This window comes from Tardiphaga sp. vice304, assembly GCF_007018905.1.
In the GTDB taxonomy this organism is placed as follows: domain Bacteria; phylum Pseudomonadota; class Alphaproteobacteria; order Rhizobiales; family Xanthobacteraceae; genus Tardiphaga.
Genome location: NZ_CP041402.1, coordinates 2,288,199 through 2,312,682, shown reverse-complemented (window position 1 = coordinate 2,312,682; position 24,484 = coordinate 2,288,199). Strand labels below are relative to the sequence as shown.

General features: G+C 65.1%; 25 protein-coding genes. 6 read left to right on the top strand and 19 right to left on the bottom strand.

The window, feature by feature from the left end:
- Positions 1-5: 5 nt before the first annotated feature.
- Together FNL56_RS28360 and FNL56_RS10980 are read right to left on the bottom strand one after the other, a co-directional pair.
- Entirely contained in the window at positions 6-338 is a 333-nt protein-coding gene (locus FNL56_RS28360) for a hypothetical protein (protein ID WP_246661643.1), read from the bottom strand.
- A gap of 75 nt (positions 339-413) precedes the next feature.
- The gene (locus FNL56_RS10980) at positions 414-1,172 is read right to left on the bottom strand and encodes a TetR/AcrR family transcriptional regulator (protein ID WP_143572744.1); all 759 of its coding nucleotides are present in this window, start codon (positions 1,170-1,172) and stop codon (positions 414-416) included.
- A 109-nt stretch (positions 1,173-1,281) separates the two neighbouring features.
- Here FNL56_RS10980 and FNL56_RS10975 point away from each other — a divergent pair, with 109 nt between their 5' ends.
- Positions 1,282-1,845 (top strand): hypothetical protein, encoded by a 564-nt coding sequence (locus tag FNL56_RS10975; RefSeq protein WP_143572743.1) that lies wholly within the window; start codon positions 1,282-1,284, stop codon positions 1,843-1,845.
- A 20-nt stretch (positions 1,846-1,865) separates the two neighbouring features.
- Positions 1,866-2,429 carry a septation protein IspZ gene (locus FNL56_RS10970; RefSeq protein WP_143577817.1) on the top strand — a complete coding sequence of 188 codons (564 nt, stop codon included), beginning with the start codon at positions 1,866-1,868 and terminating at the stop codon, positions 2,427-2,429.
- Here the strand turns inward: FNL56_RS10970 and FNL56_RS10965 are convergent, their stop codons facing one another.
- The 3 genes from FNL56_RS10965 to FNL56_RS10955 form a co-directional block, all read right to left on the bottom strand.
- On the bottom strand, positions 2,430-2,960 hold the full coding sequence (locus tag FNL56_RS10965; RefSeq protein ID WP_143572741.1) for a DUF6886 family protein: 531 nt from the start codon (positions 2,958-2,960) through the stop codon (positions 2,430-2,432). It lies immediately after the preceding gene.
- Positions 2,961-3,431: 471 nt separating this feature from the next.
- A complete protein-coding gene (locus FNL56_RS10960; RefSeq protein ID WP_143572740.1) occupies positions 3,432-5,084 on the bottom strand; it encodes a fumarate hydratase in 1,653 nt (550 codons plus the stop codon).
- A 114-nt stretch (positions 5,085-5,198) separates the two neighbouring features.
- Positions 5,199-5,411, bottom strand: coding sequence for a hypothetical protein (locus FNL56_RS10955; RefSeq protein ID WP_246660931.1), 213 nt, complete (start codon positions 5,409-5,411; stop codon positions 5,199-5,201).
- 122 nt (positions 5,412-5,533) lie between these two features.
- Here FNL56_RS10955 and FNL56_RS10950 point away from each other — a divergent pair, with 122 nt between their 5' ends.
- On the top strand, positions 5,534-5,992 hold the full coding sequence (locus FNL56_RS10950; RefSeq protein ID WP_143572738.1) for a hypothetical protein: 459 nt from the start codon (positions 5,534-5,536) through the stop codon (positions 5,990-5,992).
- A 264-nt stretch (positions 5,993-6,256) separates the two neighbouring features.
- The gene (locus FNL56_RS27665; protein WP_168202903.1) at positions 6,257-6,427 is read left to right on the top strand and encodes a hypothetical protein; all 171 of its coding nucleotides are present in this window, start codon (positions 6,257-6,259) and stop codon (positions 6,425-6,427) included.
- A gap of 20 nt (positions 6,428-6,447) precedes the next feature.
- Here the strand turns inward: FNL56_RS27665 and FNL56_RS10945 are convergent, their stop codons facing one another.
- From FNL56_RS10945 to flgB, 10 genes are all read right to left on the bottom strand, one after another.
- Positions 6,448-7,152, bottom strand: a complete 705-nt coding sequence (locus FNL56_RS10945) for a glutathione S-transferase (protein WP_143572737.1) — start codon at positions 7,150-7,152, stop codon at positions 6,448-6,450.
- A gap of 106 nt (positions 7,153-7,258) precedes the next feature.
- A complete protein-coding gene (locus FNL56_RS10940; protein WP_143572736.1) occupies positions 7,259-7,942 on the bottom strand; it encodes a lectin in 684 nt (227 codons plus the stop codon).
- 163 nt (positions 7,943-8,105) lie between these two features.
- Positions 8,106-9,095 (bottom strand): Tim44 domain-containing protein, encoded by a 990-nt coding sequence (locus tag FNL56_RS10935; protein ID WP_143572735.1) that lies wholly within the window; start codon positions 9,093-9,095, stop codon positions 8,106-8,108.
- Positions 9,096-9,423: 328 nt separating this feature from the next.
- Positions 9,424-11,976 carry a cell cycle histidine kinase CckA gene (cckA, locus tag FNL56_RS10930; RefSeq protein WP_143572734.1) on the bottom strand — a complete coding sequence of 851 codons (2,553 nt, stop codon included), beginning with the start codon at positions 11,974-11,976 and terminating at the stop codon, positions 9,424-9,426.
- Positions 11,977-12,289: 313 nt separating this feature from the next.
- On the bottom strand, positions 12,290-13,366 hold the full coding sequence (gene flhB, locus FNL56_RS10925; RefSeq protein WP_143572733.1) for a flagellar biosynthesis protein FlhB: 1,077 nt from the start codon (positions 13,364-13,366) through the stop codon (positions 12,290-12,292).
- A gap of 14 nt (positions 13,367-13,380) precedes the next feature.
- On the bottom strand, positions 13,381-14,151 hold the full coding sequence (fliR, locus tag FNL56_RS10920) for a flagellar biosynthetic protein FliR (RefSeq protein ID WP_143576122.1): 771 nt from the start codon (positions 14,149-14,151) through the stop codon (positions 13,381-13,383).
- Positions 14,152-14,167: 16 nt separating this feature from the next.
- On the bottom strand, positions 14,168-14,431 hold the full coding sequence (fliQ, locus tag FNL56_RS10915; RefSeq protein ID WP_143572732.1) for a flagellar biosynthesis protein FliQ: 264 nt from the start codon (positions 14,429-14,431) through the stop codon (positions 14,168-14,170).
- A gap of 150 nt (positions 14,432-14,581) precedes the next feature.
- Positions 14,582-14,902 (bottom strand): flagellar hook-basal body complex protein FliE, encoded by a 321-nt coding sequence (gene fliE, locus FNL56_RS10910; RefSeq protein ID WP_143572731.1) that lies wholly within the window; start codon positions 14,900-14,902, stop codon positions 14,582-14,584.
- 16 nt (positions 14,903-14,918) lie between these two features.
- Entirely contained in the window at positions 14,919-15,347 is a 429-nt protein-coding gene (gene flgC / locus FNL56_RS10905) for a flagellar basal body rod protein FlgC (RefSeq protein ID WP_143572730.1), read from the bottom strand.
- A gap of 23 nt (positions 15,348-15,370) precedes the next feature.
- Positions 15,371-15,775: a flagellar basal body rod protein FlgB gene (flgB, locus tag FNL56_RS10900; protein ID WP_143577816.1), complete on the bottom strand. Its 405-nt coding sequence runs from the start codon at positions 15,773-15,775 to the stop codon at positions 15,371-15,373.
- Positions 15,776-16,157: 382 nt separating this feature from the next.
- Between flgB and FNL56_RS10895 the strand changes: the two genes are divergently transcribed.
- A complete protein-coding gene (locus tag FNL56_RS10895) occupies positions 16,158-17,306 on the top strand; it encodes a flagellar biosynthetic protein FliO (RefSeq protein WP_143572728.1) in 1,149 nt (382 codons plus the stop codon).
- The gene (gene fliP / locus FNL56_RS10890) at positions 17,303-18,055 is read left to right on the top strand and encodes a flagellar type III secretion system pore protein FliP (protein WP_143572727.1); all 753 of its coding nucleotides are present in this window, start codon (positions 17,303-17,305) and stop codon (positions 18,053-18,055) included. Before FNL56_RS10895 ends, fliP begins: the two co-directional genes overlap by 4 nt.
- A gap of 165 nt (positions 18,056-18,220) precedes the next feature.
- On the opposite strand, the gene FNL56_RS10885 is transcribed toward fliP, so the two are convergent.
- The 4 genes from FNL56_RS10885 to fliM all read right to left on the bottom strand — a co-directional run bounded on the left by FNL56_RS10885 (position 18,221) and on the right by fliM (position 24,480).
- Complete coding sequence (locus FNL56_RS10885) at positions 18,221-21,925, bottom strand: tetratricopeptide repeat protein (protein WP_143581987.1); 3,705 nt, start codon at positions 21,923-21,925, stop codon at positions 18,221-18,223.
- Positions 21,926-22,022: 97 nt separating this feature from the next.
- Positions 22,023-22,793: a MotE family protein gene (locus FNL56_RS10880; protein WP_143572725.1), complete on the bottom strand. Its 771-nt coding sequence runs from the start codon at positions 22,791-22,793 to the stop codon at positions 22,023-22,025.
- Complete coding sequence (locus FNL56_RS10875) at positions 22,790-23,278, bottom strand: DUF6468 domain-containing protein (RefSeq protein ID WP_143572724.1); 489 nt, start codon at positions 23,276-23,278, stop codon at positions 22,790-22,792. Before FNL56_RS10875 ends, FNL56_RS10880 begins: the two co-directional genes overlap by 4 nt.
- On the bottom strand, positions 23,275-24,480 hold the full coding sequence (fliM, locus tag FNL56_RS10870) for a flagellar motor switch protein FliM (RefSeq protein WP_143572723.1): 1,206 nt from the start codon (positions 24,478-24,480) through the stop codon (positions 23,275-23,277). Before fliM ends, FNL56_RS10875 begins: the two co-directional genes overlap by 4 nt.
- Between the last annotated feature and the right edge of the window lie 4 nt (positions 24,481-24,484).

Below are 24,484 nucleotides of genomic sequence, written 5' to 3'. Positions count from 1 at the left end.
TCTTTTTAGTGGTCGCTTTCTGGGCTGTTTTCCTGGCTACTTTCTTGGCTATTTTCTTGGCTGTTTTCTTGGCTGTTTTCTTGGCTGTTTTCTTGGCTGCTTTCTTGGCTGTTTTCTTGGCCGCCTTTTTGGCCGTCTTCTTCACGGTCTTCTTCACGGTCTTCTTCACGGTCTTCTTGGCCGACTTCTTTGATGCCTTCGCCATTTTCATATTGTCCACGAGATTGGGATAGGGCCTGCCGGCGCGCTTGGCGCTGGCCTTGGCAGCGGCTTTCTTCGCAGGGGAAAGATGCTTCGACGCCTTGCCGGCGCGCTTGCGCGGGTTCGAACGTTTCCACGGGGCTTTCTTGGCGGTTGCTTTCTTGGCCATGTCCGACAACGCCGAACTGCCGCGCGGGTTTCACACCTCAAGCTCAGGCCGGCTTGGCAACGGTGATCTTGAGCATCTCCACAAACAGCCTCTCAGCGTCGGTACCTTCCGGCAGCCGCCGCAGGATATCGTTGAGTCGGCCGTCCAGCATCAGCATGGTGAAGCCGTGCACCAGCGACCAGTTGCGCGCGATCTGGGCCGCTTGGTCCATTGTCAGGGCATCGGTGGCGACGTTGCCGGCGTGCTGGGCGCCGGACACCGTGGCCAGTGCGGTGAACGAGGCGTTGGCCGCCTCGCGCAGCGCCGGCCGCGTCATGTCGAGCCAGTCGGTGCGAAACATCAGCCGGTACATCCCCGGCCGCGTCCGGGCATAAGAGAGATAGGCCCGCGCCCGGGCCAGCGCGCTGTCCACCGGCGTGGCGCCGGTGGCCCCGGCCGCGGCCATGGTCGCGTTGAAATTGCGAAAGCCGATCGCGGCGAGTTCGCTGACCAAGCCGGACAGGTCGCCGAAATGATGCATCGGCGCGGCGTGCGAGACGCCGGCCTCCCGTGCCACGGCGCGCAGCGTCAGGCCGGGCAATCCATCGCGCTCCAACAGTTTCTCCGCCGCCATGAGCAGCGCGCCGCGCAAATCCCCGTGATGATAGGGCGACGCTGCGGCCTTCGCTTTGGCCTTTTCGAGCGCTGCGCGGACCAGTGCCTTGGGGTCAACGCCCTGTTTAAACGAAACTTTTTTCGCTCTTGGCGGGGCTGTGGATCTTGCGGTGCGGGTTTTGCGGGGTGGAACAGGCTTGTTGGTCATGCCGCATCATAGGCAGCCATGTTGACACTGTAAAGATTTGACTTGACGGCGAACCATGCCAAATCTAGAGCTATCTTTACAACGTAAAGATAGCCACAAGGAGGCGTCCATGGCCATGTTTCTGATCCTCGCCCCGTTTGGCGCCTTCAGCTTGCTGATGCTGGTGGCATCTACCACGATCAGCCTGTTCGTAGCCGCGGGCGTATCGCTCGGCATCGTCGGCTATGACATCATCCGCGGCGGCTCGATCAAGATCTTCGCGGTATGCTCGATGCTGGTGTTCGCGGCGATCGGCGGCTACGTCACCCTGCACAATGAACTCAGCCCGACTGCGGTACGCCTTGCAGTGGACGTCGGCGTGCTGGCGATCACGCTGCTATCTCTGGCGATCCGGCTGCCGTTCACGCTGCAATATGCCCGCGAAGCCGTCGATCCCGAGGTCACCCTGCTGCCCGGCTTCCTGCGCGCCAACTACATCATCACCTGGGCCTGGACCGCCGCCTGCGTGCTGATGCTGGTCGCCAACCTCTTGATGATCTACCTTCCGAGCCTGCCGATCTGGCTCGGCCTCGCCATCGCCTTTGCCGCACGAAACAGCGCGGTATATTTTACCCGCTGGTATCCGCACTATTGTCGCACCAGGCACGGCATCAAGGCGCCGCAGAAAAACTGATCCTCGCACGGAGCTCGATGATGAAAGACGTGTTCGCCAAACTCGGCCAGGACTTTCTCTCCACCATCGTTTTCCTGCTGCTATATTTGGCCTTCGGGGACGTGCTGATCGCCACCAGCGTGGCAATCGCCGCGGCCATCGCACTGGTGATCTACGCGCGCCTGAAGGGCGCGACGCTCGACGTCATGACCTATGCCAGCCTGGCGCTGGTCATCGTGCTCGGCGGCGCCACGATGCTGACGCATGATCCGCGCTTCGTGCTGGCGAAGCCTTCGATCGGGCATTTCGCAATTGGCTTCATCATGCTGCGCCGCGGCTGGATGCTGCGCTACATGCAGGCCATCGTTGCCCAGAACGCGCCCGACCTGATCGTGATCGCCGGCTATGTCTGGGCGGCGCTGATGTTCGCGATCGGGCTCGGCAATCTCGCGGTAGCGGCGACCGGAGATATGAAGCTGTGGGCATTTTATATCACAGTGGTGGCAATCGGCGCCAAGGTTCTCGCCTTCGTGGTGCAGTTTGTCATGCTCCGCGTTCTGATCAAGCGACGCATTCGGGCATCGGGCGTGGCTGCCGCGCAATAGCTAGTGCCCGGAGTTGTGCATCCGGATCGCGCTGACGTGCAACGACGTCGACCACAGCGGCTGCAAGGTCTGCAGCGACGGCAATATGCGCAACTCCACGCCGGCCTTTTCAAGTGCGCGTGGAATGTCGGTGATGCGATCGACATCCGTCGGCGTCACCGCCTCGCGCGAGACCCATAGGCCATCGGTGTCGCCGACCTGTTCGAAGCCGTCGGCCGGCAGGGTGTAGCGAAACAGCTTGGCGCGCGACAGCCGGTCGAACCAGCGCTTCTCGATATGCGCCACCATGCGGCACGAGGTGATGGCGTTGAAGGCCTGCCGGTCCGGCGGCGTGGTCGCCTCGGTCGGCCAGGCAAAGACCCGCGGGCACGCGCGCGGGAACAGATACATCGGCGCATGCCAGTCGTCGATCGCCCAGACCAGCGGACCGCTGAGCCACTCGCGGCCCTCGGGCTGCGGCGTCGCTACCTTCACCGGCCGCGGCGTGAAAACCGCGATGTTGCCGAGATCGCTGAAATGAAACAGTTGCATGCCCAGAGTTAAGAAGACCGGACGCCGAGCGTCAATGCGGCTGCAGCCGATCGCCAGCCAGGCTGACTGCAGGCCGGGCCCGGTGACTACAGATATTGATAGAACATGATGCCGTTGATGGCGCTGGCCGCGGCCAGAATGGTCACCAACAGAGCGTTCACCCTCAAAGCATCGAACATCGCGCAGTCCTGTTCGCGTGGCGTTGTGCCATTGAAACGAGCCGCGCTGAGTCTGCACCGGATTTCTTTTTGTCGCGGTGGCTTGTCGGATGGGAGAGAATCGAGTCCGGGCATCTCCTTCCCTCTCCCCTTGTGGGAGAGGGTGGATCGACCGCTCTAGCGAAGCTTCGCTTCGCACGGGCGGGCGAGACGGGTGAGGGGTGCCGCAAGCTCCGAGCCCAAGACCCCCTCATCCGTCACGGCCTTCGGCCGTGCCACCTTCTCCCACAAGGGGAGAAGGAAGAAGAAAGCCTCAGCCCAAATTCAATTCCTTGAAGAAGTCGTTGCCCTTGTCATCAATGATGATGAAGGCCGGGAAGTCCTCCACCTCGATGCGCCAGATCGCTTCCATGCCGAGCTCGGGATATTCCACCACCTCGACCTTCTTGATGCAGTGCTCGGCGAGATTCGCCGCCGCACCGCCGATCGAGCCGAGATAGAAGCCGCCATACTTCTTGCAGGCCTCGCGCACCGCAGGCGCGCGGTTGCCCTTGGCGACCATCACCATCGAGCCGCCAGCCGCCTGGAACTGGTCGACGAACGAATCCATGCGGCCTGCGGTGGTCGGGCCGAACGCGCCGGAGGCATAGCCTTCCGGCGTCTTGGCGGGGCCGGCGTAGTACACCGGATGGTTCTTGAAGTAGTCCGGCAGCGGTTCGCCCTTCTCCAGCCGCTCGCGCAATTTGGCATGCGCCGAATCGCGCGCCACGATCATGGTGCCGGTCAGCGACAGCCGCGTCTTGGTCGGATAGTTCGACAACGTGGCGAGAATGTCCTTCATCGGCTGGTTGAGGTCGATCTTGACGACATCGCCGCCCAGCGCCTCTTCCACCGCGGGCAGGTATTGCGCGGGGTTGTGCTCGAGTTCTTCGAGATAGACGCCGTCGCGGGTGATCTTGCCGAGCACCTGGCGATCGGCCGAACACGACACGCCGAGCCCGATCGGCAAGGACGCGCCATGGCGCGGCAGCCGGATCACGCGCACGTCGTGGCAGAAATACTTGCCGCCGAACTGCGCGCCGACGCCGGAGGCCTGCGTCATCTTGAGGATTTCCTGCTCCATCGCCAGGTCGCGGAAGGCATGGCCATCGGCCGAACCGGTGGTCGGCAGCGCGTCGAGATATCTAGCCGAGGCGAGCTTCACGGTCTTCATGCACAATTCGGCCGAGGTGCCGCCGATCACGATGGCGAGGTGATAGGGCGGGCACGCCGCGGTGCCGAGCGTCATCACCTTCTCTTTCAGAAACGCCAGCATGCGGTCGTGGGTCAGCACCGAGGGCGTCGCCTGGAACAGGAAGCTCTTGTTGGCGGAGCCGCCGCCCTTGGCCATGAACATGAACTTGTAAGCGTCATCGCCCTCGGCATAGATCTCGCACTGCGCCGGCATGTTGTTGGCGGTGTTCTTTTCCTCGAACATCGTCAAGGGTGCTACCTGCGAGTAGCGCAGGTTCCGGCGCAGATAGGCGTCGCGGGCGCCTTCGGCCAAGGCGGCCTCGTCGTCGCCATCGGTGAGGACGCGAAAACCCTTCTTGCCCATGATGATCGCCGTGCCGGTGTCCTGGCACATCGGCAGCACGCCGCCGGCGGCAATGTTCGCGTTCTTCAGGAAGTCGAAAGCGACGAACTTGTCGTTCGGCGAGGCCTCGGCGTCGTCGAGGATCTTGCGCAACTGGGCGAGATGGCCGGGCCGCAAATAGTGATTGATGTCGCCGAACGCGGCTTCCGACAGCATCTGCAGCGCCGCGCGCGACACCACCAGCATCTCGCGGCCGAGCACGGTCTCGACGCTGACGCCCTCGCTGGAAATCTTGCGATAGGGCGTGGTGTCGGGGCCGAGCGGAAACAGCGGCGTGTGCCGGTAGGGCGGCACGGGCATCGGGGTCGGGATGGCTATGGGAGCGTTCATGGCGAGGCCTCGGATGGACGGGAATTGCCGCCCTTGTAGGCGCTTTCAAGGGGGTTTTGAAGCGTTCAAAAGGAGGGGCTGGGGGCACAAAAGGCGCCTCATAGCGGACAATCGTTAATTCAGACGCCGCCTGACATGTTCGTTGAATTCGTCGAGGCTCACCGTCTCGGCATCGGTATCGGCGAGCCGTCGCCGGACCTCTTCCGCCTGCTCGGCCGAAAGCTGGTAGGCGCTGTCATCCTGCGCCTCCATCAGGCGCAGCATCGACGCGGCGTCTTCCTGGCGCTCGTCGGGCCAGGTCAGTACGCGGTCGAGAATGGCCTTCACCTGCTCTCTACTCATGGCTGAAACATAGCCCGGTCGGGGCGACTTGCAAAGACGCTCGCTGTTGGCCAGAGATAGCTGGCGCGGCATCCCCACCGGGGCTTTGCTATTGCCGGGGGGATTTCATGACTAGACTTTACGCACTCTTTCCACTCGTCGCCGCCGCCATCGTGATGGCCTCGCCGGCCCGCGCCGACCGCTGCGACGATCTCGCCCGCCAGCTCAAGGACCAGGTCGACGGGCTCAGCATCGGCCGCTCGGCGGCCAATGTGATCTATCTGGCACATCCCGCGGCGAAGCAGGTGCGGCTCGGCTGCGCCGGGCGAAACGTCAGCAACGAGTTTTATGCCGCCGCCGACAGCCGCAAGCCGTCGCCAGCCTTCATCAACATGATCGCCTCCGGCGCGGCTATCGTGTTCACGATCCCGAAGCCCGACACGCTGAAAGGCGCACAGCGCTGCTTCGGTCGGCTCGGCCTGCTGCGCGGCGAGGACGTCAAGCTGCGCTTCCGCCGCCTCGACATTCGCTGCACCCGCAGCAAGACCTCGACGAGCATCGCGATCTCCCGCGGCACTGACGGGTGAGATGGTGAAGGCAGGGTGGGCAAAGCCGCGGGCGCGCGAAGCGCGGAGCGGCGTGCCCACCACCGCAAGGCGTGATGGCGGTGGGCACGGCGCAAGAGCGCCTTTGCCCACCCTACGATCGCTACACTTTTAACTGAAACGCATCGCTGTCATTCACCACGCTGCGCGATCGCGCCGCAACCGCTCCAATTGTAGCGATCTGTTCATCACTTCCTTGCCGACGCCGCGGGCATGCTCAGGCAATTATCGACAAGGAGATTTCAGATGGACGTATCAAGTGTCGGCGCCGCATCGACCGTGGTGACCGCCAAGCCGGTCGAAGCGCCGCCCCCGCCGCCCAAGAACGACGATCAAAACGACAGCCGCGTCGCTCCGGCGCCACCGCGCGCCGCGCTGCCGCCCGGCCAGGGCACGCGGATCGATCTGCTGGTCTGATCCGCGCGCCGGATGCCGGATCACAGATCCAGCATCCGGTAGTGTCGGAAGATACCGTCCTCGTTGAACGGGATGCGGCGCTCGCTTGCGAGATAGGCCGCGATATTGCGCCGGGCCGCGACGTTGTCGCGCAAGGCGATCAGTTCAGGAATCTCGTTTTCGAATGCCGCCATCCGGTTCGGGAAAGCGTAGCGCAGACCTTCAACGATCTGGAACAGCGACAGATCGACATAGGTCAGTTTGCGCCCGGTGATCCAGGCGCCTTTGCTCGCTGCCAGCAGCTTCTCGAAATAGCCGAGATATTTCGCGACCCGTTCTTTCCAGAATTCTTCGGTGCGCTTGCGCGCCGGGACGCGCTGCTGTTCGAAATACAACGAGACACCGATCGGGTGATGGGTGTCGTGCACTTCAACGACGAAATCGGTGATGGTGAGCTGCAACTGGTGCAGCCACAATTGCCCCGCCTCGGACTTCGGCGCGAGGTCGAGGCGCGGTCCGAGATAATGCAGGATGTTGGCGGTCTGGGCGATGACGAGCCGGCCGGCCTTCAGGAACGGCGGCGCGAAGGGCGGCGTGGCGGCCGCTTGCATCATCTTGAACATCGCGTCGGTGCCGCCATCGCCGCGTGCGACGTCGACGTAATCCGCCCCGGCGTCCTCCAGCGCGAGCCGGACGAATTCGCCGCGGCCCTGGATGGTCGGCCAATAGTACAGATCATAGCGCATCGGCGGTCTCTCCTCGCGTGAGCCCGGAGCCTAGCCGAGTCGCTTCATGGCTGTCCCGGATGCGATGCGGCGCAACGCATCCGGGACAGGCGAACGCGTGCCGTCGTCAGTTGGCCGCGAAGCAATACAACAGGCCGTCGCCGCCGGTACTCTTGAGGTCGGCCTGCGAGCAGCCGCCATCGGGGCCGCGCGAGGGGTGCGACATGTTCCAGGACTTGGCCGGCGGCTCCTCGTTAAGGCCGATGCGGTCGGCATGGCCAACCATCGCGGCGCCCTGCACGCTGGATGTCCAGTTCTTGCAGGTGCGGTCTTCTCCGGGCGCGAAGGCGGTGCCGTCGGCCTGTGAGCCGGTCAGGATGTCATGGCGGTTCGGCGTGTCGCCGCGGCCGTTGATGATTTCGCCCTTTTCGCTGAGCGCGGTCTGCTTGGTGAGGTTGTTGGCGCCGTGCAGTTCGGCGACATCCTTGGCGATCACCACGCCCTTGGCGTTCTTCCATGGTCCCGTGCCGATGCGATCCTTGGCATTGATGGCCGGCATGCCGTCGGCCGCCTGGGTCGACAAATAAGCGCGCCAGGTCTTGGCACCGGCGCCCGCGGCCTGCGCCAGCGTCTGGCACTGGTTGTCGGCGCCGGCGAGTCCGCCGAGATTGCCGCCGTTACCGATGCTGGTGCTGGTGACGAAGAAGCTGGTGTCGGCGCCCTGTGCGAACGCGGGCTGCACAGCGAACGATAAAGTGAGGGCGCCGGCACACAGGCCGAGCCGGGAAAGCGTGCTGAACGAAGCGGGCATCATTTCCTCCAATGTTTCTGCGACGTTCTTGGCGAGCGTCGTCTCAACCTATCAACCCAATGCGACGCGAATTATTCCGGCTGGTCGCAACGACTTCCTAGTCCATACGAAAAAGGCGCCGCGGATAACCGCGACGCCTTTCTCAATTTTATATCGCAGAGGCTTACGCCTGCTGGATCGCCGACAGTTCCCAGTTCGAGCCCTTCGGCCGGACGAAGGTCCAGATTTCGGTGGCTTCGATCGGGGTTTCGCTGCCGGCCACGAGGCGCTGGGTGCCGCGCTCCAGCGTCTTGTCGACCAGCGCGAAGCGCATCGCGACGGAGGCGTAATCGGTCTCGCCTTCGCGCCAGGATTCGGACAGGTCGCCCTGCAGAAGCTTGACGTTCGACACCTTGTTGATGTCGTTCTTCGCCTTGTTCTCTTCGAGATCCTTGGTGAAGTACGAGACCATTTCCGGCGTCGCCAGCGTGTGCAGCTTGGCCACGTCCTCGTCCGACCAGGCCGCCTGAACGTCGCTCAGGAGCTTCTCGAAAGCTTCATAGTCGGCCGGCACGATTTCCAGCGGGGCGGCATTGGCGCCGATGCCGAAACCGGTCCCGGTGCGGGCGTAGGTCTGGGCATTCTGGCCCGGGCCGACGTCAGGACCATTGGCCGGACCGGCATAGGCCGACGCGGTCTGGTTGGCATTGCGACGCTGCCACCAGGACATCGCCAGGCGGACCACGATGATCACGAGGCCGACCTGCAGCAACAGGCCGATGATCGACGAAATACCGCCGAGGCCGGAGAACATCCCGCCTCCGAACAGCATGCCGAGCAGGCCGGCGCCAAGGAAGCCGGCGGCAAGGCCACCGAGCATGCCCATGCCCGGACGGTTGAAGAAGCCGCCCTTGGCGGCAGCACCTGCCGCAGCGGGGCCTGCCATCCCGGGCGAGCCCGGCTGGGTCATGGTGCGGTTGAACGGCTGCGCGGTATTCGGCGCGGTCGAGGTGCTGGGCGGCTGCGAAAAGGTGCGCGTGCCGCGCGAACCCGACGAGCCGCCGCCGCCGACGCGGGCGTCGGCAGCCGAGACTGCGAGCATCAACGGCATCGCCACCGACAGGACGACGGCCATCGTCTTGACGAGGCCGCGTGCACGGATGGTGAAATTCATATCTATTCCCTCAATCCCCGGCAGGGGGAAGCCTCGCTAACATGGTGAGTTCCGCCCAAAAAGGAAGCACTCATCGCGATGAATCAGTGCGGCCCTCGGTCGCGGGGATGTGACGTTTCGCGCGGGGGGAATACTGCGACGCAACGTCGATCAGCAGAGGGCGCTGTAACTCCCTCCCCCATGCGGGGAGGGGTTGGGGGTGGGGGTTGCCACAAGCGACGTCGCCCGCGGCCCCCCCCCTCCCCGACCCTCCCCGCAAGGGGGGAGGGGGCACATCTGCCGGCGCTCAGGCGGCTAAATTCGCAACTGCCTTTTGCGACCTCGCCAATCACCCCGGCCCCATCGTTTCCTTCACCTTGGCGATCAGCGCGCTCAGCGCGAAGGGCTTGGCCAGGAACGCGAACTGTTCGTTCTCCGGCAGGCTCTTTTCGAAGGCTTCCTCGGCGTAGCCGGAGACGAAGATGATCTTGAGATCCGGATTGCGTGCACGCATTTCCTTTAACAGCGTCGGGCCGTCCATCTCGGGCATGACCACGTCGGAGACCACGAGGTCCACCGCGCCGTTCTGCTCCTCCAGCACTTCCATCGCCTCGATGCCGTTGGAGGCCTCGACCACGGTATAGCCGCGCGAGCGCAGGCCGCGGGCGTTGAGCGAGCGCAGGCCCTCCTCGTCCTCGACCAGCAGGATGGTGCCCTGCCCGGTCAGGTCGGCGCGCGGCTTGGCCTCGGCTTCCTTGGCGGCGGCGATCGCGATCGCCGGATCGGGCGCGACTTCGAGTTCCTGGTGGTGGCGCGGCAGGAAGATCCGGAACGTCGTGCCCTTGCCGAGTTCGGAATCGACGTAAATGAAGCCGCCGGTCTGCTTGACGATGCCGTAGACCGTCGACAGGCCCAGGCCAGTGCCCTTGCCGACTTCCTTGGTCGAGAAGAACGGCTCGAAGATCTTTTCGACAATATCCGCGGGGATGCCGGTGCCGGTGTCGCTGACGTCGATGCGGACGTAATCGCCGGCCGGCATGCCCTTGTAGGACGAGCGCTCGACCTCCTCGGTCGGCACGTTGGCGGTGCGGATGGTGAGCGTGCCGCCGTCCAGCATGGCGTCGCGGGCGTTGACCGCGAGATTGACGATGACCTGCTCGAATTGCGAGACGTCGGCCTTCACCGGCCACAGGTCGCGGCCATGGACGACGCCGGGGAAGTTAACCTTCTCGCCGATCAGCCGGCGCAGCAGCATGGTGAGATCGGAGAGCGCGTCGCCGAGGTGCAAAACCTGTGGGCGCAGCGTCTGGCGTCGCGAGAACGCCAGCAGCTGGCGCACCAAAGTCGCCGCGCGCGTCGCGTTCTGCTTGATCTGCATGATGTCCTGGAACGACGGGTCGGTCGGCTTGTGCGCGTTCAGCAGGAAGTCGTTGGCCATCATGATGGCCGAGAGCACGTTGTTGAAGTCGTGGGCGATGCCGCCGGCGAGCTGGCCGACCATGTCCATCTTCTGCGACTGGTTGATCTGGTTTTCCAGCGTGCGGCGCTCGGTGGTCTCCAGCATGTAGACGATCGCGGCTTCGGTCTCGCGCTCGTCCTCCTCCACCGCAGTGACGAAGAACTGGCCCCAGCGCTCGCGCGCACCTTCCAGCAGCGCCTCGACCGGGGCGATGTCGCCCTGCCCTTCGGCGGCATGCGCAATCGCGGCGATCAGCAGCCCGCGGTCGCGGTCCGAGACGGCGGCGAGGATCGACTTGTTGACGGCGCCGGAGGCCGACAGGCTCTGCGCCAGCTTGGCGAAGCGCGCATTGCCGCGCACCACGGTGCCGGCGCGGTCGACGGTGGCGATGGCCATCGGCGTATGGTCGAAAAACCGCATGAAGCGCACTTCGGCGGCACGCTGCGGGTCGGAACGCTCGTCACGGGCGCGGCTGATGACAAGGGTACGCGACGCGCCGGGCACGCCGTCGGCGCCGAACGCCAGCTTGTGATAGAGCCGCACCGGCATGGTCTTGCCGCTGCGCATCCGCAGGTCGATGTCGAACACTTCGGTTTTGACTTCGCCGGGCACTGCGACGATCGAGGTCAGGAGCGAGGCGCCGTCGCCGGACACGATGTCCGTGAGCTTCAGCCCGCCGGAGCCGATTTCGGCGAGGTCATGGTCGAGCCAGTTCGCCAAAGTGGCGTTGACATAGACCAGTTCGCCCTTCGGATTGACCGAGAAGAAGCCGCACGGGGCGTGGTCGAGATATTCGATGGCGTGCTGCAATTCCTGGAAGACGTCTTCCTGGCGCTCACGGTCGCGGGTGATATCGGCGACCGACCATACGGTCGATTTCGCCTCGCGCTTGTTCAGGCCGAGCGGGCGGACCCGCATCCGCAGCCAGCGTCCGGGCGCACCGGCGGCGGTGGCGACGCGGACCTCTTCCTGCTGGCGCTTGCCCTCGCGCGCCGCCTTGAGCAGCCGGAACACCGCCTCGGAGACGTCGGGATTGCCGATGAACACCCGCTCGACCGGGCGGGCGTCCTGCACATTGGCCGCCCCCGTCAGCGCCAGATAGGCGGCATTGGCATAGACGACCTGACCGCGGATATCGGTCACTGCGATGCCATCGAAGGCGTGGTCGGTCACCGAGCGCATCACCGGATCGTCTGCCGAGCGGTCGGCGAAGCGCACGATGCCGGCGGCAAAGGCGAACAGCGTGAACAGCCCGATCATCGCCAGCAGCGCCAGAAGACCAAGAATATAGGGCTGCGCCTGGGTGCGGCCGAGCGTCATGAAGGTCACGGCGGAAGCGATGATCGCCGCGGCGATCACCAGCACCAGCACGATGCTGCCGCTGCGTCGCTGCGGCTCAGGGGTCGTCGAGATCTGGCGGTCGTGGTCGGTTTCGACGGTCATCGGACGGTTTGTCGCCTGTTTTCAACGGTGGCCGCGCGGGTTCGCGCGTCTCCTGAGTGCCCCAAACCGGCCGTCTTAGGCAAGCGGTTACGCGCCATGGCGCCTGGCGCTCCAACTTCCACGGCGGCACTCCGCTCACCTCTCCCGGCGGGAGAGGTCGGATTTGCGAGCAAAGCGAGCACATCCGGGTGAGGGGTTGGGGACCCATCGATGGCGCAAGGCCCCCTCACCCGGTCCGGCTTCGCCTCGCTCTGCCGGACCGACCTCTCCCCGCTGGGGAGAGGTGAAGGAAGCCGCCGCTCGCTCCTGCAGTTCACGTCCGGCGTCCGTCCAGGCCCCGTTTCAGCCCCATCACGTAGCCGATGATCTCGGCGACGGCGTGATAATGTTCCGTCGGAATTGCCTCGTCGATCTTCGTCGTGGCGTACAGCGCGCGCGCCAGCGGAACGTTCTCGACGATCGGGATGTCGTGCTTGCCCGCCACTTCGCGGATCTTCAGCGCCAGCGCATCGACACCCTTGGCGACGCAGATCGGCGCGGTCATGCCGCGCTCGTAGGACAAGGCCACCGCGTAATGCGTCGGGTTGGTGATGATCACGGAGGCCTTCGGCACCGCGGCCATCATCCGCTTCTTCATCATCTGATGCCGCAACTGGCGGATCTTGCCCTTGATGTGGGGGTCGCCTTCGGACTGCTTGTGCTCGTCCTTGACCTCCTGCAGCGACATCTTCTGCTTCTCGTACCAGCTGCGATACTGGAAGAAGAAGTCGCCGATCGCCACCGCGGTCAGCATCGCCACCACGGCGCCCATCACCTGCAGCGTCAGCGTCATGGAGGTTCCAAGCAGCACCGACGGATCGAAGTGGATCATCGCGTCGAGCCGGAAGCGCTCCGGCCACAGCACCGCGCACATCACCGCGCCGAGCGCGATCAGCTTGAAAAGGCCTTTCAGGAAGTTGGCGAGCGCCTGCTTGCCGAAGATCCGCGCAAAGCCGGCCGCCGGCGAGATCTTGCTGAATTTTGGTGTCAGCCCCTCGGCCGACCAGACGAAGCGATGCTGGATCAGATTGCCACCGACCGCCGCGATGACGAGAAACAGCATCGGCATGGCCATCGCCGAGAACACCGCGGAGCCCAGCGACTTGGCGAGCAGGATCAGGCCCGGCCCGTCGGTGCGGATCATCCAGGAATTGGCGATCAGGTTGCGCATCGGCAGTTGCAGCCCGCTGCCGATCGAGCTGCCGAACGACGACAGCACAAGGGTGGCACCGCCGATCAGGAACCAGGTGTTGACCTCCTGGCTCTTGGCGACGTCGCCGCGTTTATGGGCGTCGTCGAGCCGTTTTTGCGTAGGGTCCTGTGTTTTTTCTGCGTCGCTGTCATCGGACATGGTTCAGGTCCCGGTCAGGTTCTGGGCATCATCTGGTGCATCACACCGACGAAGTATTCCAGATAGGTCCCCATCATCGTCACCAGCACGGCTGCAAAAATCACGAAGCCGATCATGATGGAGAGCGGCACGCCGACGAAATACACCTGCATCTGCGGCATCAGCCGCGCCAGGATGCCGAGGCCGACGTTGAAGACGAGGCCGAACACCAGAAACGGCGCCGACAGCTGCGCGCCGATCTTGAACGCCGTCGCAAAGGCCGAGGTCGCCAACGAGGCGACATCGCCCGATGACATCAGCTCGCCCGGCGTGAAGATCTTGTAGCTCTCGTCGAGGGCGGCGATCACCAGATAGTGCGTATCGGTGGCGAACAGCAGCGTGATGCCGAGGATGGTGAGGAAATTGCCGATCAGCGCGCCCTGCTGACCCTGGGTCGGATCGACCGAGGTGACGAAGCCGAGCCCGAGCTGCTGGGCGATGATCGAGCCTGCGACCTGCAGCGCCGACAGCGTCACCCGCGCGGTGGCGCCAAGCACGATCCCGATCACGATCTCATGCACCATCAGCACCAGGAGCGGCGCGATCGAGCCCATGTCGACGTTGAAGGAATTGCGGTGCAGCGGCAGGATGATCAGGGTCAGCGCCAGCGCGATCGACAGCTTGATGCGTGTCGGGATATTGACCTCGCCGAGCCCGGGCAACAGCATCACCATCGCGCCGACGCGGGCAAACACCAGCATGAAGGCGGCGGCAAGGGCCGGCAATAGTGAGACATCGAGGCGCATGGGCCGGGACTGTGCATCAGCCACCCATGATTCGCGACGATATCCGCAACATATAGCTGTTCAGCGCGTCCGACATGAACGGTAAAGCCAGGATCAATGTGACGAAGATCGCCAGGATTTTCGGCACGAACACCAGGGTCTGTTCCTGGATCTGGGTCAGGGCCTGCACCAGCGACACCACGACACCGACCACCAGGCCGACCACCATCAGCGGCGCCGACACCACCACAATGGTCCAGATCGCATCGCGCGCGATATCGAGAGTTTCAGCGCCAGTCATTGGGGGTATCCGTTAGTTGCAGTAACTGTCGTTCCGGGGCGCGAGAGCGCAGCTCGAGCGAACCCGGAACCTCGGCATGGGACGATGAACATTTCGGGATTCCGGGTTCGCAACCGCCTGGCGGCGTTTGCGCCCCGGAATGACGAGTTATCAGATCGGCATCTTCATGATGTCTTCGTAGGACTGGATGACGCGGTCGCGCACCGAGACCAGGGTCGAGACGGCGACGTCGGTCTCCGCCACCGCGGTAACGACGTCCATCACATTGGCTTTGCCATTGGCCATCGCGATGGTCTGGCTGTCCGACTTGCGGCCGGCATCCATCACCGAGCCGATCGCGCCCTTCAGCATGTCGCCGAACGACTGGCCGCCCTCGGCGGCCTTGCCGATGCCGCCCCCGACGCCACCGCCGGATTCCATGATGCGCGAGAGACTTGCATAGGCGTTAGCCGCGACGGAGGGAGTTGCCATGATTCAGTTTTCCTGTTCAGGCCTTGAGAATATCGAGCGTGCGCTGGATCATCCGGCGCGTCGCGGTGATGATGTTGAGGTTGGCTTCATAGGACCGCTGCGCCTCGCGCATGTCGGTCATTTCGATCAGCGGATTGACGTTGGGATATTTGACGTTGCCCGCGGTATCGGCGGCGGGATTGCCGGGCTCGTATTTCATGCGGAACGCGGTGGTATCGGTCTTGACGCGGCCGAGCGTCACGACCCGGCTGTCGATCGCGCGGTCGAGCTCGGACGTAAAGGTCGGGATCTTGCGGCGATACGGATCGCCGGCGGCGCTCTGCGCGGTGGATTCGGCGTTGGCGATGTTTTCCGAGATCACGCGCATGCGGCCGGCCTGGGCGCGCAGGCCGGAGGCCGCAATGCCCATCGATCTCGTGAAGTCGCTGACGTTGTCGTCGGCCATGATGCGGTCTCCCTGCGGTTACGTCAGCGCTTGCCGATCGCGGTCTTCAAGAGGCCGAGGCTGCGGCTGTAGAGCGAGGTCACCGCCGCATAGTCTCCCGAATTGGACGAGCTCTTCATCATCTCGTCCTCGAGGTTGACGGCGTTGCCCGAGGGCCTTGTCTCGTAGGCGCCGCGGTTATTGGCGCCGTAGGCCGAGGTACCGGTCGGAATGATATTGGTACCGCTGGCCCGCATCATCGGCAGCGAGCCCATCGGACCGCCCGCCGCCATGCCGATCTTGTCGAATTTCGGTTGCACGAGGTCGCGCGGCCGGAAGCCCGGCGTGTCGGAATTGGAGACGTTGTCGGCCAGAACCTTCTGGCGCTCCTGGTGCCACTGCATCTTGCTGCGCAGCGCCGACAACATCGGCATGTCACTGATGGCCATCGGATGATCTCCGCTCCGGTCCGGACGTCGTGTCCTGAGCTAGGCAGAATTTGCCGCCAGCGTGGTTAACAGCGGGTTAATTTTCGCCGGCAGGTGTTACTGAAATGTAAATACCCCCTGCAAAACGAGGGCTTTCGGGGCGTGCTATAGCTTTTTCGCCCGAATTGGCCCGTTAACCATGAAAAGGTGCTGCACAGGCGCGCGACAGAAGTCGTTTTGGCTGCGGCGATTCATAGTTTATTATTGATCAACGGCAGGATTTGCCGTGGGGCGTTAACAGATAGAGCGCGCGGGAGCGCTGCATCCGGCATCGGCGGGTCGTTTTCGACCGGCTGAAGCAGGATTCATCCGCCGCGGCGGTGCTATTTGCTGGGGACTGAGCATGCAGACATCACCGTACACCTTCTTCTTTGCCTTCATCGCCGTTCTGGCGCTGATCGGGCTGGCGGCATGGCTGGTGCGGCGATTCGCAGGCAACCGTCTCGGTTCCAATGCCGCCCGCGGACGGATGCCCCGCCTCGCCGTGATCGATGCCGCCGCGGTGGATGGCCGTCGTCGCCTCGTGCTGGTGCGTCGCGACAATGTCGAGCATCTCCTGATGATCGGCGGCCCCACCGACATCGTCGTCGAGCCCAATATCATCCGCGCCATGCCCGGCCGCGAGCAGGCGCCGCCGCGCAGCAATGTCGGCAGTGAATTGTCGATGCGCAGCGCGCCGCTGGACGCCCCGAGCTGGGGCGACAACGAGACCGGCGCCGATCCCGAGCAGCCGATCGCCGAGCCCACGCCGCGTCCGAACCGGCCCTCTTTCATCGACGAACCGCGCCGTCCGCTGCCGGAGCGCCGCCCCGAGCCGGTCGCCAGCTTCACGCCGCCGGAACTGCCGAGCCGTCCCGAGCCTCGCCCCGAACCGCGGGTTGAGCCGCGCAGCGAACGCGAAGCTCGCCCGGAGCCGGCCCCCGCGCCAGCCCCGGCGCGCCCCGACAATATCCTGCCGCGCCGCGAATCCCTGATGCCGCGCAGCGAACCGATGATGCCGCGGCCGATGCGCGCCGAGCCGCCGATCCGCGTGGCCCCGCCCTTGCGCGCCGATCGCGCCGCGGCCCCCGTGCCGGCGCCTGCCCCGACGCCCGCCCCCGTCCCGGCGCCAGCCGCGGCTCCGACGCCGGAACCGGCGGTGGCAAGCGCGCCGGGATCGTCCGCGGACCAGAACCTCGCCGAGATGGCGCAGCGGCTGGAAGCCGCGCTGCGCCGTCCGGTCGCCGATTCCCGTTCCGAGCCGTTAGAGCCAAGAACCTTAGAGCCAAGAACCGGCGAGCCGCGCACCGCTGCACCGCCGGTGGCGCCGGAACAGCCCGCGGCCCGGCCGGCCCCGCGGTTCTCGAGCGAGCTGTCGATCGCCGCTTTGTCACGCAGCGACGCCCCGGCGGCCTCCGCAGCGCCCGCGGTGGCGCCGCCGGTCAAGACCGGCTTCGAGAATCTCGAAGACGAGATGGCCTCCCTGCTGGGACGGCCGAAGTCCAGTTCGTGAGATCGGCGTTCTCCCCGCGTAGAGTAACCTTCCTCCTGACAGTCCTGACCGCCGGATCGCTGATCGATCCGGCGCAGGCGCAGGACATCAGCATCAATCTCGGCGGCGGCGGCGGCGGCGTCACCGAGCGCGCGATCCAGATGATAGCGCTGCTCACGGTGCTGTCGATCGCGCCGTCGATCCTGATCATGATGACGTCGTTCACGCGCATCGTGGTGGTGCTGTCGCTGCTGCGCACAGCTTTGGGCACCGCGACCGCGCCGCCGAACTCGGTGATCATCGCACTCGCCATGTTCCTCACCGCCTTCGTGATGGGGCCGGTGCTGCAGAAATCCTACGACGACGGCATCAAGCCTTTGGTCGCCAACGAGATATCCGTCGAGCAGGCGATGCTCCGCGCTGCGGTGCCGCTGCGCGGCTTCATGATGAAGAACGTCCGCGAGAAGGACCTCAAGCTGTTCCAGGACCTGTCCGGCGAGCCGCTGCCGGCGACGCCCGACGACATGTCGCTGCGCATCATCGTGCCGGCCTTCATGATCTCCGAGCTGAAGCGCGCCTTCGAGATCGGCTTCCTGCTGTTCCTGCCGTTCCTGATCATCGACCTCGTGGTTGCTTCGGTCCTGATGTCGATGGGCATGATGATGCTGCCGCCGGCGGTGGTGTCGCTGCCGTTCAAGCTGATCTTCTTCGTGCTGGTCGACGGCTGGTCGCTGGTGGCAGGCAGTCTGGTGCAGAGTTACGCGCCGTAGCGAAGCTCACAACACCACCATCGCCATCTCCATCGCCGTCATCCTGAGGTGCTCGCCGACTTCGGCGAGCCTCGAAGGATGCGGAGGCGGGCGCCGGCGATTGTGGCGCATCCTTCGAGGCCATCGCTAGCGCGATGGCACCTCAGGATGACGTCGGAGTTGCTATCAGCGCTTCATCTCGATCTTGCGCACTTTGACGATCGCCGGCAGCGAACCGGTGGGTTCGGTGTCGGCCTGGGCGGGGATCACGCCCTTGGCGCCGGCTTCGGGGAAGCGCAGTTTCATCTCGCGCAGGAACCCGTCGAGCGTGTCGATGCTCGCCGCCATCTTGGCGATCGCCGCGAATTCCGAATTGCTGCCGGACGCCGGACTGCTCGCAGTATCGAACGCGACCTTGTCGGCGCCCGACGCCATCAAGGGTGCGAACTTGTCGCGGAAACGGGCGAGGCCGAGCGCGTCTTCGGCCAGCGCGTAGCCAACCACGGCGCGGATCACGTCGCTCTTTTCACCGGCGTTCAGCGGCGTGAAATCGCGCCAGCGGTCGCCATAGTACAGTTCGATCTGCTCGGAGGCTTCGCGCCAGCGCCGCGCCGACCAGTAGATGTCGGAGCGCAGCCGGATCGCTTCGCGGCCGGGAATGTTGCTGATGATATCGAGCGCCAGATCGCGGCGACCGACGTCGCCCTGCGCGCGCGCCTCCAGCAGCAGCCGCTGCTGGCGCAGTTCGCCGGCGAGGTCCGCGATCCGGGTCGTGCGAAGTGCTGCAATCGCGCGGTCCGGCTTGCGCGCCATCAGATAGACCATCGCCAGACGGGACGCGACCTGCGCGCGGGCCGCGCCCTCGAGGCGGTTGTCGACCTGGTATTGCAGCAGCTCGGCGGCCTGGTCGAGCAGGTCGACAGCCACCAGGCGATCGGCGAGCCGGCGGATCATCTCGTCGCCGCGCCGCCCGATCGGTGTCAGTTCGCGGTAATCATAAAACATCGCCAGCGCATCAACCGGCCGCAGGCTGTCGCCCTTGCCGCCGAGATAGATTTCCGAGAACAGCGCCTGCGCATCGTCCTGCACTTGGCGCGCCGCCTCGGAATTGGCCTGCCGCTCGGTGGCGCTGCGCGCCGCCGCCAGCGACTCATTAAAGCGGCCGAGCCCCGAATACATCCGCGACAGGATCTGCAGAACCTGAACTTCGAGTCCGTCGCCGCGCCACAACATCGCCAGCAGTTCGAATTCCTTCAGCGCATCCTCGTCGCTGACCTCGCGGCGCTTCTGCCGCAAAAGGATGTCGCGCAGCTTGGCCTCCGACGCCGCGTGGCGGTCCTTCGAGGCGATCGCCTGCTGGTATTTCGACAGCGCGTCCTTATCGCGGCCAAGCGCCTCGTCGAGCCAGCCTGCCAGGAACAACGCATGCGGCTTCAATTCCGGCGTCACCCCGACCGTCTCGAGCTCGGAGCCGCGCGCGGACGCGCCGGCATAGTCCTTGACCTCGAGCGAGGCGCGCAACGCCTGCGTCAGCGCGATGCGCTGCAAATCGGCCGGCAGCGACGACATCGCCAGCTCGGCGTTCTTGAACTTCTCCCGCGCCAGCACCCACTTTTCCTGCCGGGCGTAAGCCAGCGCCTTCCACAGCTCGGCATCGTAGCCCGGGCCGAGTACCGGATTGGCGACGTCCTTCAGGGTCTGTTCGGGCCGGCCCATCATCGTGCTGGCGACCGCGTGCACGATCAGCGCCACCGGGCTTTCCTGCCCGACTTTCATATCCGAGATCGCCAGATCGGCGACGCCCTTGGCTTCGTGATACATGCCGCGCGCCATGTAGAAGCGCGCCAGGTCCATCCGCGCGTCGGCGCGGCTGTTGGCGTCGGCGGCGGAGGCCGCCCGGATCAGCACGTCGAAGCGTTCCTTGAACGGCCCCTCCTGATCCTTCTGCCACTGCCCGACATCGAAGATCGGCCGCGCCACCGAGGACGCCCGCTGCGGCGCCGCGTCGGCGGCCGACAGCGTCAGACCGCCCGGCCGGCTCAGCGTCACCTTGTCGACCGCGGCTTCCACCGCGACCTCGTCGGAATTGAGCTGGATCGCGACACCGTGGATGGTTTCCAGCAGCGAGAATTCGACGAAGTCCTGCCGGCGAATGAAGCCGCGCGGCGGCGGCAGCGCGGTCACGACGGTCAGCGCGTCGCCGGCCTCGGGATCGACCAGAAGGTGCTTGAGGCCGGGCCGGCTGAGCGGCACCTGGACATTGCCATGGGCGGGATCGGCGATGTTGCGGATCGCCGACAGCGGCTGCGACGCCGTCTGCCTGGTATCGGCGAGCATCACCGACCAGCTCAAGCCCAGTCCCGCCGCATCGTCCGGCGTCAGCGACGCCAGTTGCGGACGGTTGAGACGGATCCGGATCGCCTGCCCTTTGTCGAGCTTGATGCTGCTGACATCGCCGACCACCGAACCGCCCTGGCGACGGATCGGCGACAGGTCGATCGGCTTTTGGGAATCGACTACCAGCCACAGCATGTCGCCACGCCGGAACAGCGCCGCCGGCGTCGGCGAGTTGAAACCGAAATCCATCCGCAGTCCGTCGCTGCTGCGCTTGACATCCACCGGCGTGCCGGGCTCGGCCGCGGCAGGGGGGGCCTCGGCAGTCACCACCGGCGTCATCGCCGGCGCCGCGGCAGCTGCAGGAGCCGCTTCCGCGACCGGTGCGGCAACCACAGCGCTCGGAGCAGGCGTTGTGACGCCTTCCTTCGCGGGCTCGGCCTTGGCCGGCTCGACCTTGGCAGCCTCGACCTTGGCCGGCTCCACTTTCGCCAGTTCGACTTTCGGCGGCGTCGCTTTAGCCGGTTCGACCTTGGGTAATTCGACCTTGGCGGCCTCTGCCGGCTTCGTTTCCCGCGTGACGGATTCGGAGGCTGGCGGCATGGTCTCGCCCGCGCGCGGCGGCGAAGCTTCTGTCACCGGCCGGGCTACGACCGGCGGCTTGGCCGCTTCCGGCTTGGCGACCGGCAGGCTGGCCAGCGGCGACGGCTTGTCGGGCTGCTGGAAGCCGATATCGACGATGTAGTTCTTGTCTTCGCGGAACGAGCGCACGTCGACATCGCCGATCAGGCCGATCTCAACCGCGGTGCGGTTGCCGTCCATCGCCTGCCCGATCGAGGCAATGTTCGGCGGCGCCGACAGTTTGGCGTCGGCCAGATCGAAGGTCAGGCCGGCATTGAAGTTCAGCGTCATCGTCTTGTCGCTGAGCGATGACGACATCCCGACGCCGGCCGGCAGTTCGAAAACGAAGCGCACGAAGGTCGGCTGCACCGAGGCGCGCACCCGGATCGCCGGCGTCTTCTTGCCTTCAGAGGCGGTGCGCTGCTGGCGCAAGGCGCGCTCGGCGATGCGCGCGCGCTCCGACAATTCCTTCACGACCTCCTGCGGCAGGCCGGGCGGCAGGCCCTTCCAGCTATCGGGCAACAGATCGATGAAGATGCGTTCGCCGGCGGCCATCGAATTGACGGTGACCTTGCGCGACAGCGCCAGCCGGATCGCCATGCCGTCGGGGTCGCGCCGCGCCGAGCCGATGTATTCGGGTGCGGCATCCGAAAGCGCCTCGACGGGGACATCGACCGGCCGCTTGAAACGAACGATGAGAACGGTGCCGGCCTGCGTGACTTCGGATTCGACGTCCTCGGCCAGCTTCAGCACGATGCGGGCATAGCCGCCCGCCACCGCCATCGAGGCCTCGCCGCGCACCGCTTGCGCCCGCGCCGGCGCGGCCACCCCGGCCAGGACCGCCGCCACCGCCAGCAGCAGACCCGCGCAACGCCGAACGGCCCGCGTCCAGGCGCCGGCGATCGTCCCATTTGCTGCGGCGGCGATGCCAGCCATATCCGGAAAGTCTTTCAGCCCGATGGTCGCAGAACGGGCCCCTGCCCGCTCTGCGGAATCTAGATTCTGCGGTTGAAGGAGTTGTTAACGATTTCCCTTAATTACGCTGCGGCATTGGCCGGCCCTCGATCTTCGGCAGTTCGGCGGTCGAGGCCGGTTTGTCGCCGCCATTGGCGCGCCGCGCCAGTTCGACGGTGAGACGCTCGGCGGCTTCCGGCTGCATCAGGCCGAGGATATCGGACATTTTGCGCGGCGCGATTTGCGAGGCGATCTCGAACAGCACCGGCATCTCCAGCCGGTCAAAAATCTTGGCGGCGTCCTTCGGCTTCATGCTCTCATACATCGTGATGATGCCCTTGAAGCGCGCGGAATCGGCCTCGCCCTTCTGGCCGGTCGCGGTCTTGATGCCGGCCTCGACGCCTTTCAACTCGTCGACACGGGACTCGATGCGCTTCTCGGCCGCCTTCAGCAGGCTCTCGCGGATATCGATCTCGCGCGCGCGCGTCTCCAGCTCCTGGCGGCGGGCCTGCAGCCGCTCCAGGATGGCGCGCTCCGAGGCCGACACCGGCGGCGGCGGCTCGGGCGGCGGCGACGCCGGCGCGATGGACGGCGCTGAAACGACCGGCTTGGGTTCTTCCTTCTTGGCGCTCACCGAGCCGGTGATGTCGCCATCGCCCGACTTGGCGGCCGGCGGCTTTCCGCCCGGAAAATTGAAGGTCTGCTGCGCCCAGGATTGTTTCTCGACCTTGGGCTGATACTCGAACACGTAGCCGCCATCGATCACCAGCCCGGCGATCTTCAGCACGGCAAGGCCGAAGATCGCAACGAGCAGGACCGGAAGCACGCGGATGTCGCGGAAAACTTTCATGCAGCGATGCCGTCAGGCCTCCGGCGCTCGGCGAAGGCCTGCGCGGCGGCGGCGTTGGCACGGGCGGCGGACATCTTCGGCACGACGGGCTGGTGCGGCGCGACCGGGGCCGGCGCGGCGACCTGTGCCGGCGCTTCAGCGGGCGCGTCGACGAACGGCCGCGCCGCGGACGCGATCCGCGACAGCCGGCGCACCACATTGTCGCTCTCGGCCAATTGCCCCTTGAGCTGCTCGGCCAGCGCCGTCGCCAAAGCGATCTGGCTGCCGAGATGTTCATTGACGTCGCGCACGGTATGTTTGAGGCCGCCGATCGCCCGTTCGGCGATTTCGGTGACGGTGATCAGCTCGCCGATGGTGGCTTTCAGCGACTGCTCGTCGGCCTTCAGCCGCTTCAGCCGGCTGTTCAGCAGCATGCAATAGCAGATGGTGAGAATGAGCAGAACGGCGACCAGGCTCTCGATCGCAATGCCTAACATGTGGTTCATTGGGCCTCCATCATCTTGGTCTGTTCATCAGCCTTCTCGAACATCGCGAAGGTCGTACTGGGCTTGCGTAGCTGCTTGGTGACGCGGATCGCGACGCGGTCGCCGACGCGGCCCATGCGGCCCTCGCTGAGGATGACGTCACCGCAGCGCACCGACACCAGCGCGTCGGCGCGCATGTCGAGCGGCAGCGTGTCGCCGACTTTCAGACTCATCAGTTGCTTCAGCGGAATTTCGGCCTCGTAGAGCACAGCATCGACCGAGATCTTGGCCTGCGCAATTTCCGTCGCCAGGTGACTTTCCCAGATCGGGTCACGGCCGAATTTCTCGCCCATGAACATCTGCATGAGCGTGGCGCGGATCGGCTCGATGGTCGCGTAGGGCAGCAGCAATTCAACATTGCCGCCGCGGTCTTCCATGTCGATGTGCAGCCGCACCAGAATGGCGGCATTGGCCGGGCGGCTGATGGCGGCAAAGCGCGGATTGGTCTCGAGCCGGTCGATCGAGAACGTCACCGGCGACAGCGGCCGGAACGCCTGCTCGGCGTCGGCCAGGATCACTTCGGTGAGGCGCTTGACCAGATTGGTCTCGATCGTGGTGTAGGGACGGCCCTCGATGCGCAAGGACGCCTCGCCGCGGCGGCCGCCGAGCAGCACGTCGATCATCGAATAGATCAGGCTGGAATCGACGGTGGCGAGACCGAAGTTTTCCCACTCTTCCGCCTTGAACACACACAGCACGGCCGGCAGCGGAATCGAATTCATGTAGTCGCCGAACCGCACCGAGGTAATGCGGTCGAGCGAGACCTCGACGTTGTCGGAGGTGAAATTGCGCAGGCTCGTCGTCATCAGCCGCACCAGGCGGTCGAACACGATTTCGAGCATCGGCAGACGCTCATACGACACCATCGCGGAATCGATGATGGCGCGGATGCCGGAATTCTCGTCGAGATGCACTTCACCGACGGAGAAACCGAGCAGATTGTCGATCTCCTCCTGCGACAGCACGCGCTCGCCGCCGGTATTCTTGCCGCCGCCGCCGACATCGCGACCGCCGTCCTCGACCATCGCGGCCCACTGCTCGGCCATGGTGCCGGTCAGTTCGTTTTCGGCAGCCGCCCTCGCCGCTTCTACCGGATCCTCGGAATCCAGCGAAGCTTCCCATTCGGCGGCAATCGCGTCCTGATCGACCTGTTCTTTAGACATCTGA

Coding starts and splice junctions, on each gene's coding strand:
- FNL56_RS10975 (WP_143572743.1), top strand. CDS start 1,282: ATGGCCATGTTTCTGATCCTCGCCCCGTTTGGCGCCTTCAGCTTGCTG.
- FNL56_RS10960 (WP_143572740.1), bottom strand. CDS start 5,084: ATGAACGCTCCCATAGCCATCCCGACCCCGATGCCCGTGCCGCCCTAC.
- FNL56_RS10895 (WP_143572728.1), top strand. CDS start 16,158: ATGCAGACATCACCGTACACCTTCTTCTTTGCCTTCATCGCCGTTCTG.
- fliE (WP_143572731.1), bottom strand. CDS start 14,902: ATGGCAACTCCCTCCGTCGCGGCTAACGCCTATGCAAGTCTCTCGCGC.
- cckA (WP_143572734.1), bottom strand. CDS start 11,976: ATGACCGTCGAAACCGACCACGACCGCCAGATCTCGACGACCCCTGAG.
- FNL56_RS10950 (WP_143572738.1), top strand. CDS start 5,534: ATGACTAGACTTTACGCACTCTTTCCACTCGTCGCCGCCGCCATCGTG.
- FNL56_RS27665 (WP_168202903.1), top strand. CDS start 6,257: ATGGACGTATCAAGTGTCGGCGCCGCATCGACCGTGGTGACCGCCAAG.
- FNL56_RS10885 (WP_143581987.1), bottom strand. CDS start 21,925: ATGGCTGGCATCGCCGCCGCAGCAAATGGGACGATCGCCGGCGCCTGG.
- fliQ (WP_143572732.1), bottom strand. CDS start 14,431: ATGACTGGCGCTGAAACTCTCGATATCGCGCGCGATGCGATCTGGACC.
- FNL56_RS10945 (WP_143572737.1), bottom strand. CDS start 7,152: ATGCGCTATGATCTGTACTATTGGCCGACCATCCAGGGCCGCGGCGAA.
- fliM (WP_143572723.1), bottom strand. CDS start 24,480: ATGTCTAAAGAACAGGTCGATCAGGACGCGATTGCCGCCGAATGGGAA.
- FNL56_RS10940 (WP_143572736.1), bottom strand. CDS start 7,942: ATGCCCGCTTCGTTCAGCACGCTTTCCCGGCTCGGCCTGTGTGCCGGC.
- flgC (WP_143572730.1), bottom strand. CDS start 15,347: ATGGCCGACGACAACGTCAGCGACTTCACGAGATCGATGGGCATTGCG.
- FNL56_RS10965 (WP_143572741.1), bottom strand. CDS start 2,960: ATGCAACTGTTTCATTTCAGCGATCTCGGCAACATCGCGGTTTTCACG.
- FNL56_RS10970 (WP_143577817.1), top strand. CDS start 1,866: ATGAAAGACGTGTTCGCCAAACTCGGCCAGGACTTTCTCTCCACCATC.
- fliR (WP_143576122.1), bottom strand. CDS start 14,151: ATGCGCCTCGATGTCTCACTATTGCCGGCCCTTGCCGCCGCCTTCATG.
- FNL56_RS10875 (WP_143572724.1), bottom strand. CDS start 23,278: ATGAACCACATGTTAGGCATTGCGATCGAGAGCCTGGTCGCCGTTCTG.
- flgB (WP_143577816.1), bottom strand. CDS start 15,775: ATGGCCATCAGTGACATGCCGATGTTGTCGGCGCTGCGCAGCAAGATG.
- FNL56_RS10880 (WP_143572725.1), bottom strand. CDS start 22,793: ATGAAAGTTTTCCGCGACATCCGCGTGCTTCCGGTCCTGCTCGTTGCG.
- FNL56_RS10935 (WP_143572735.1), bottom strand. CDS start 9,095: ATGAATTTCACCATCCGTGCACGCGGCCTCGTCAAGACGATGGCCGTC.
- FNL56_RS10980 (WP_143572744.1), bottom strand. CDS start 1,172: ATGACCAACAAGCCTGTTCCACCCCGCAAAACCCGCACCGCAAGATCC.
- flhB (WP_143572733.1), bottom strand. CDS start 13,366: ATGTCCGATGACAGCGACGCAGAAAAAACACAGGACCCTACGCAAAAA.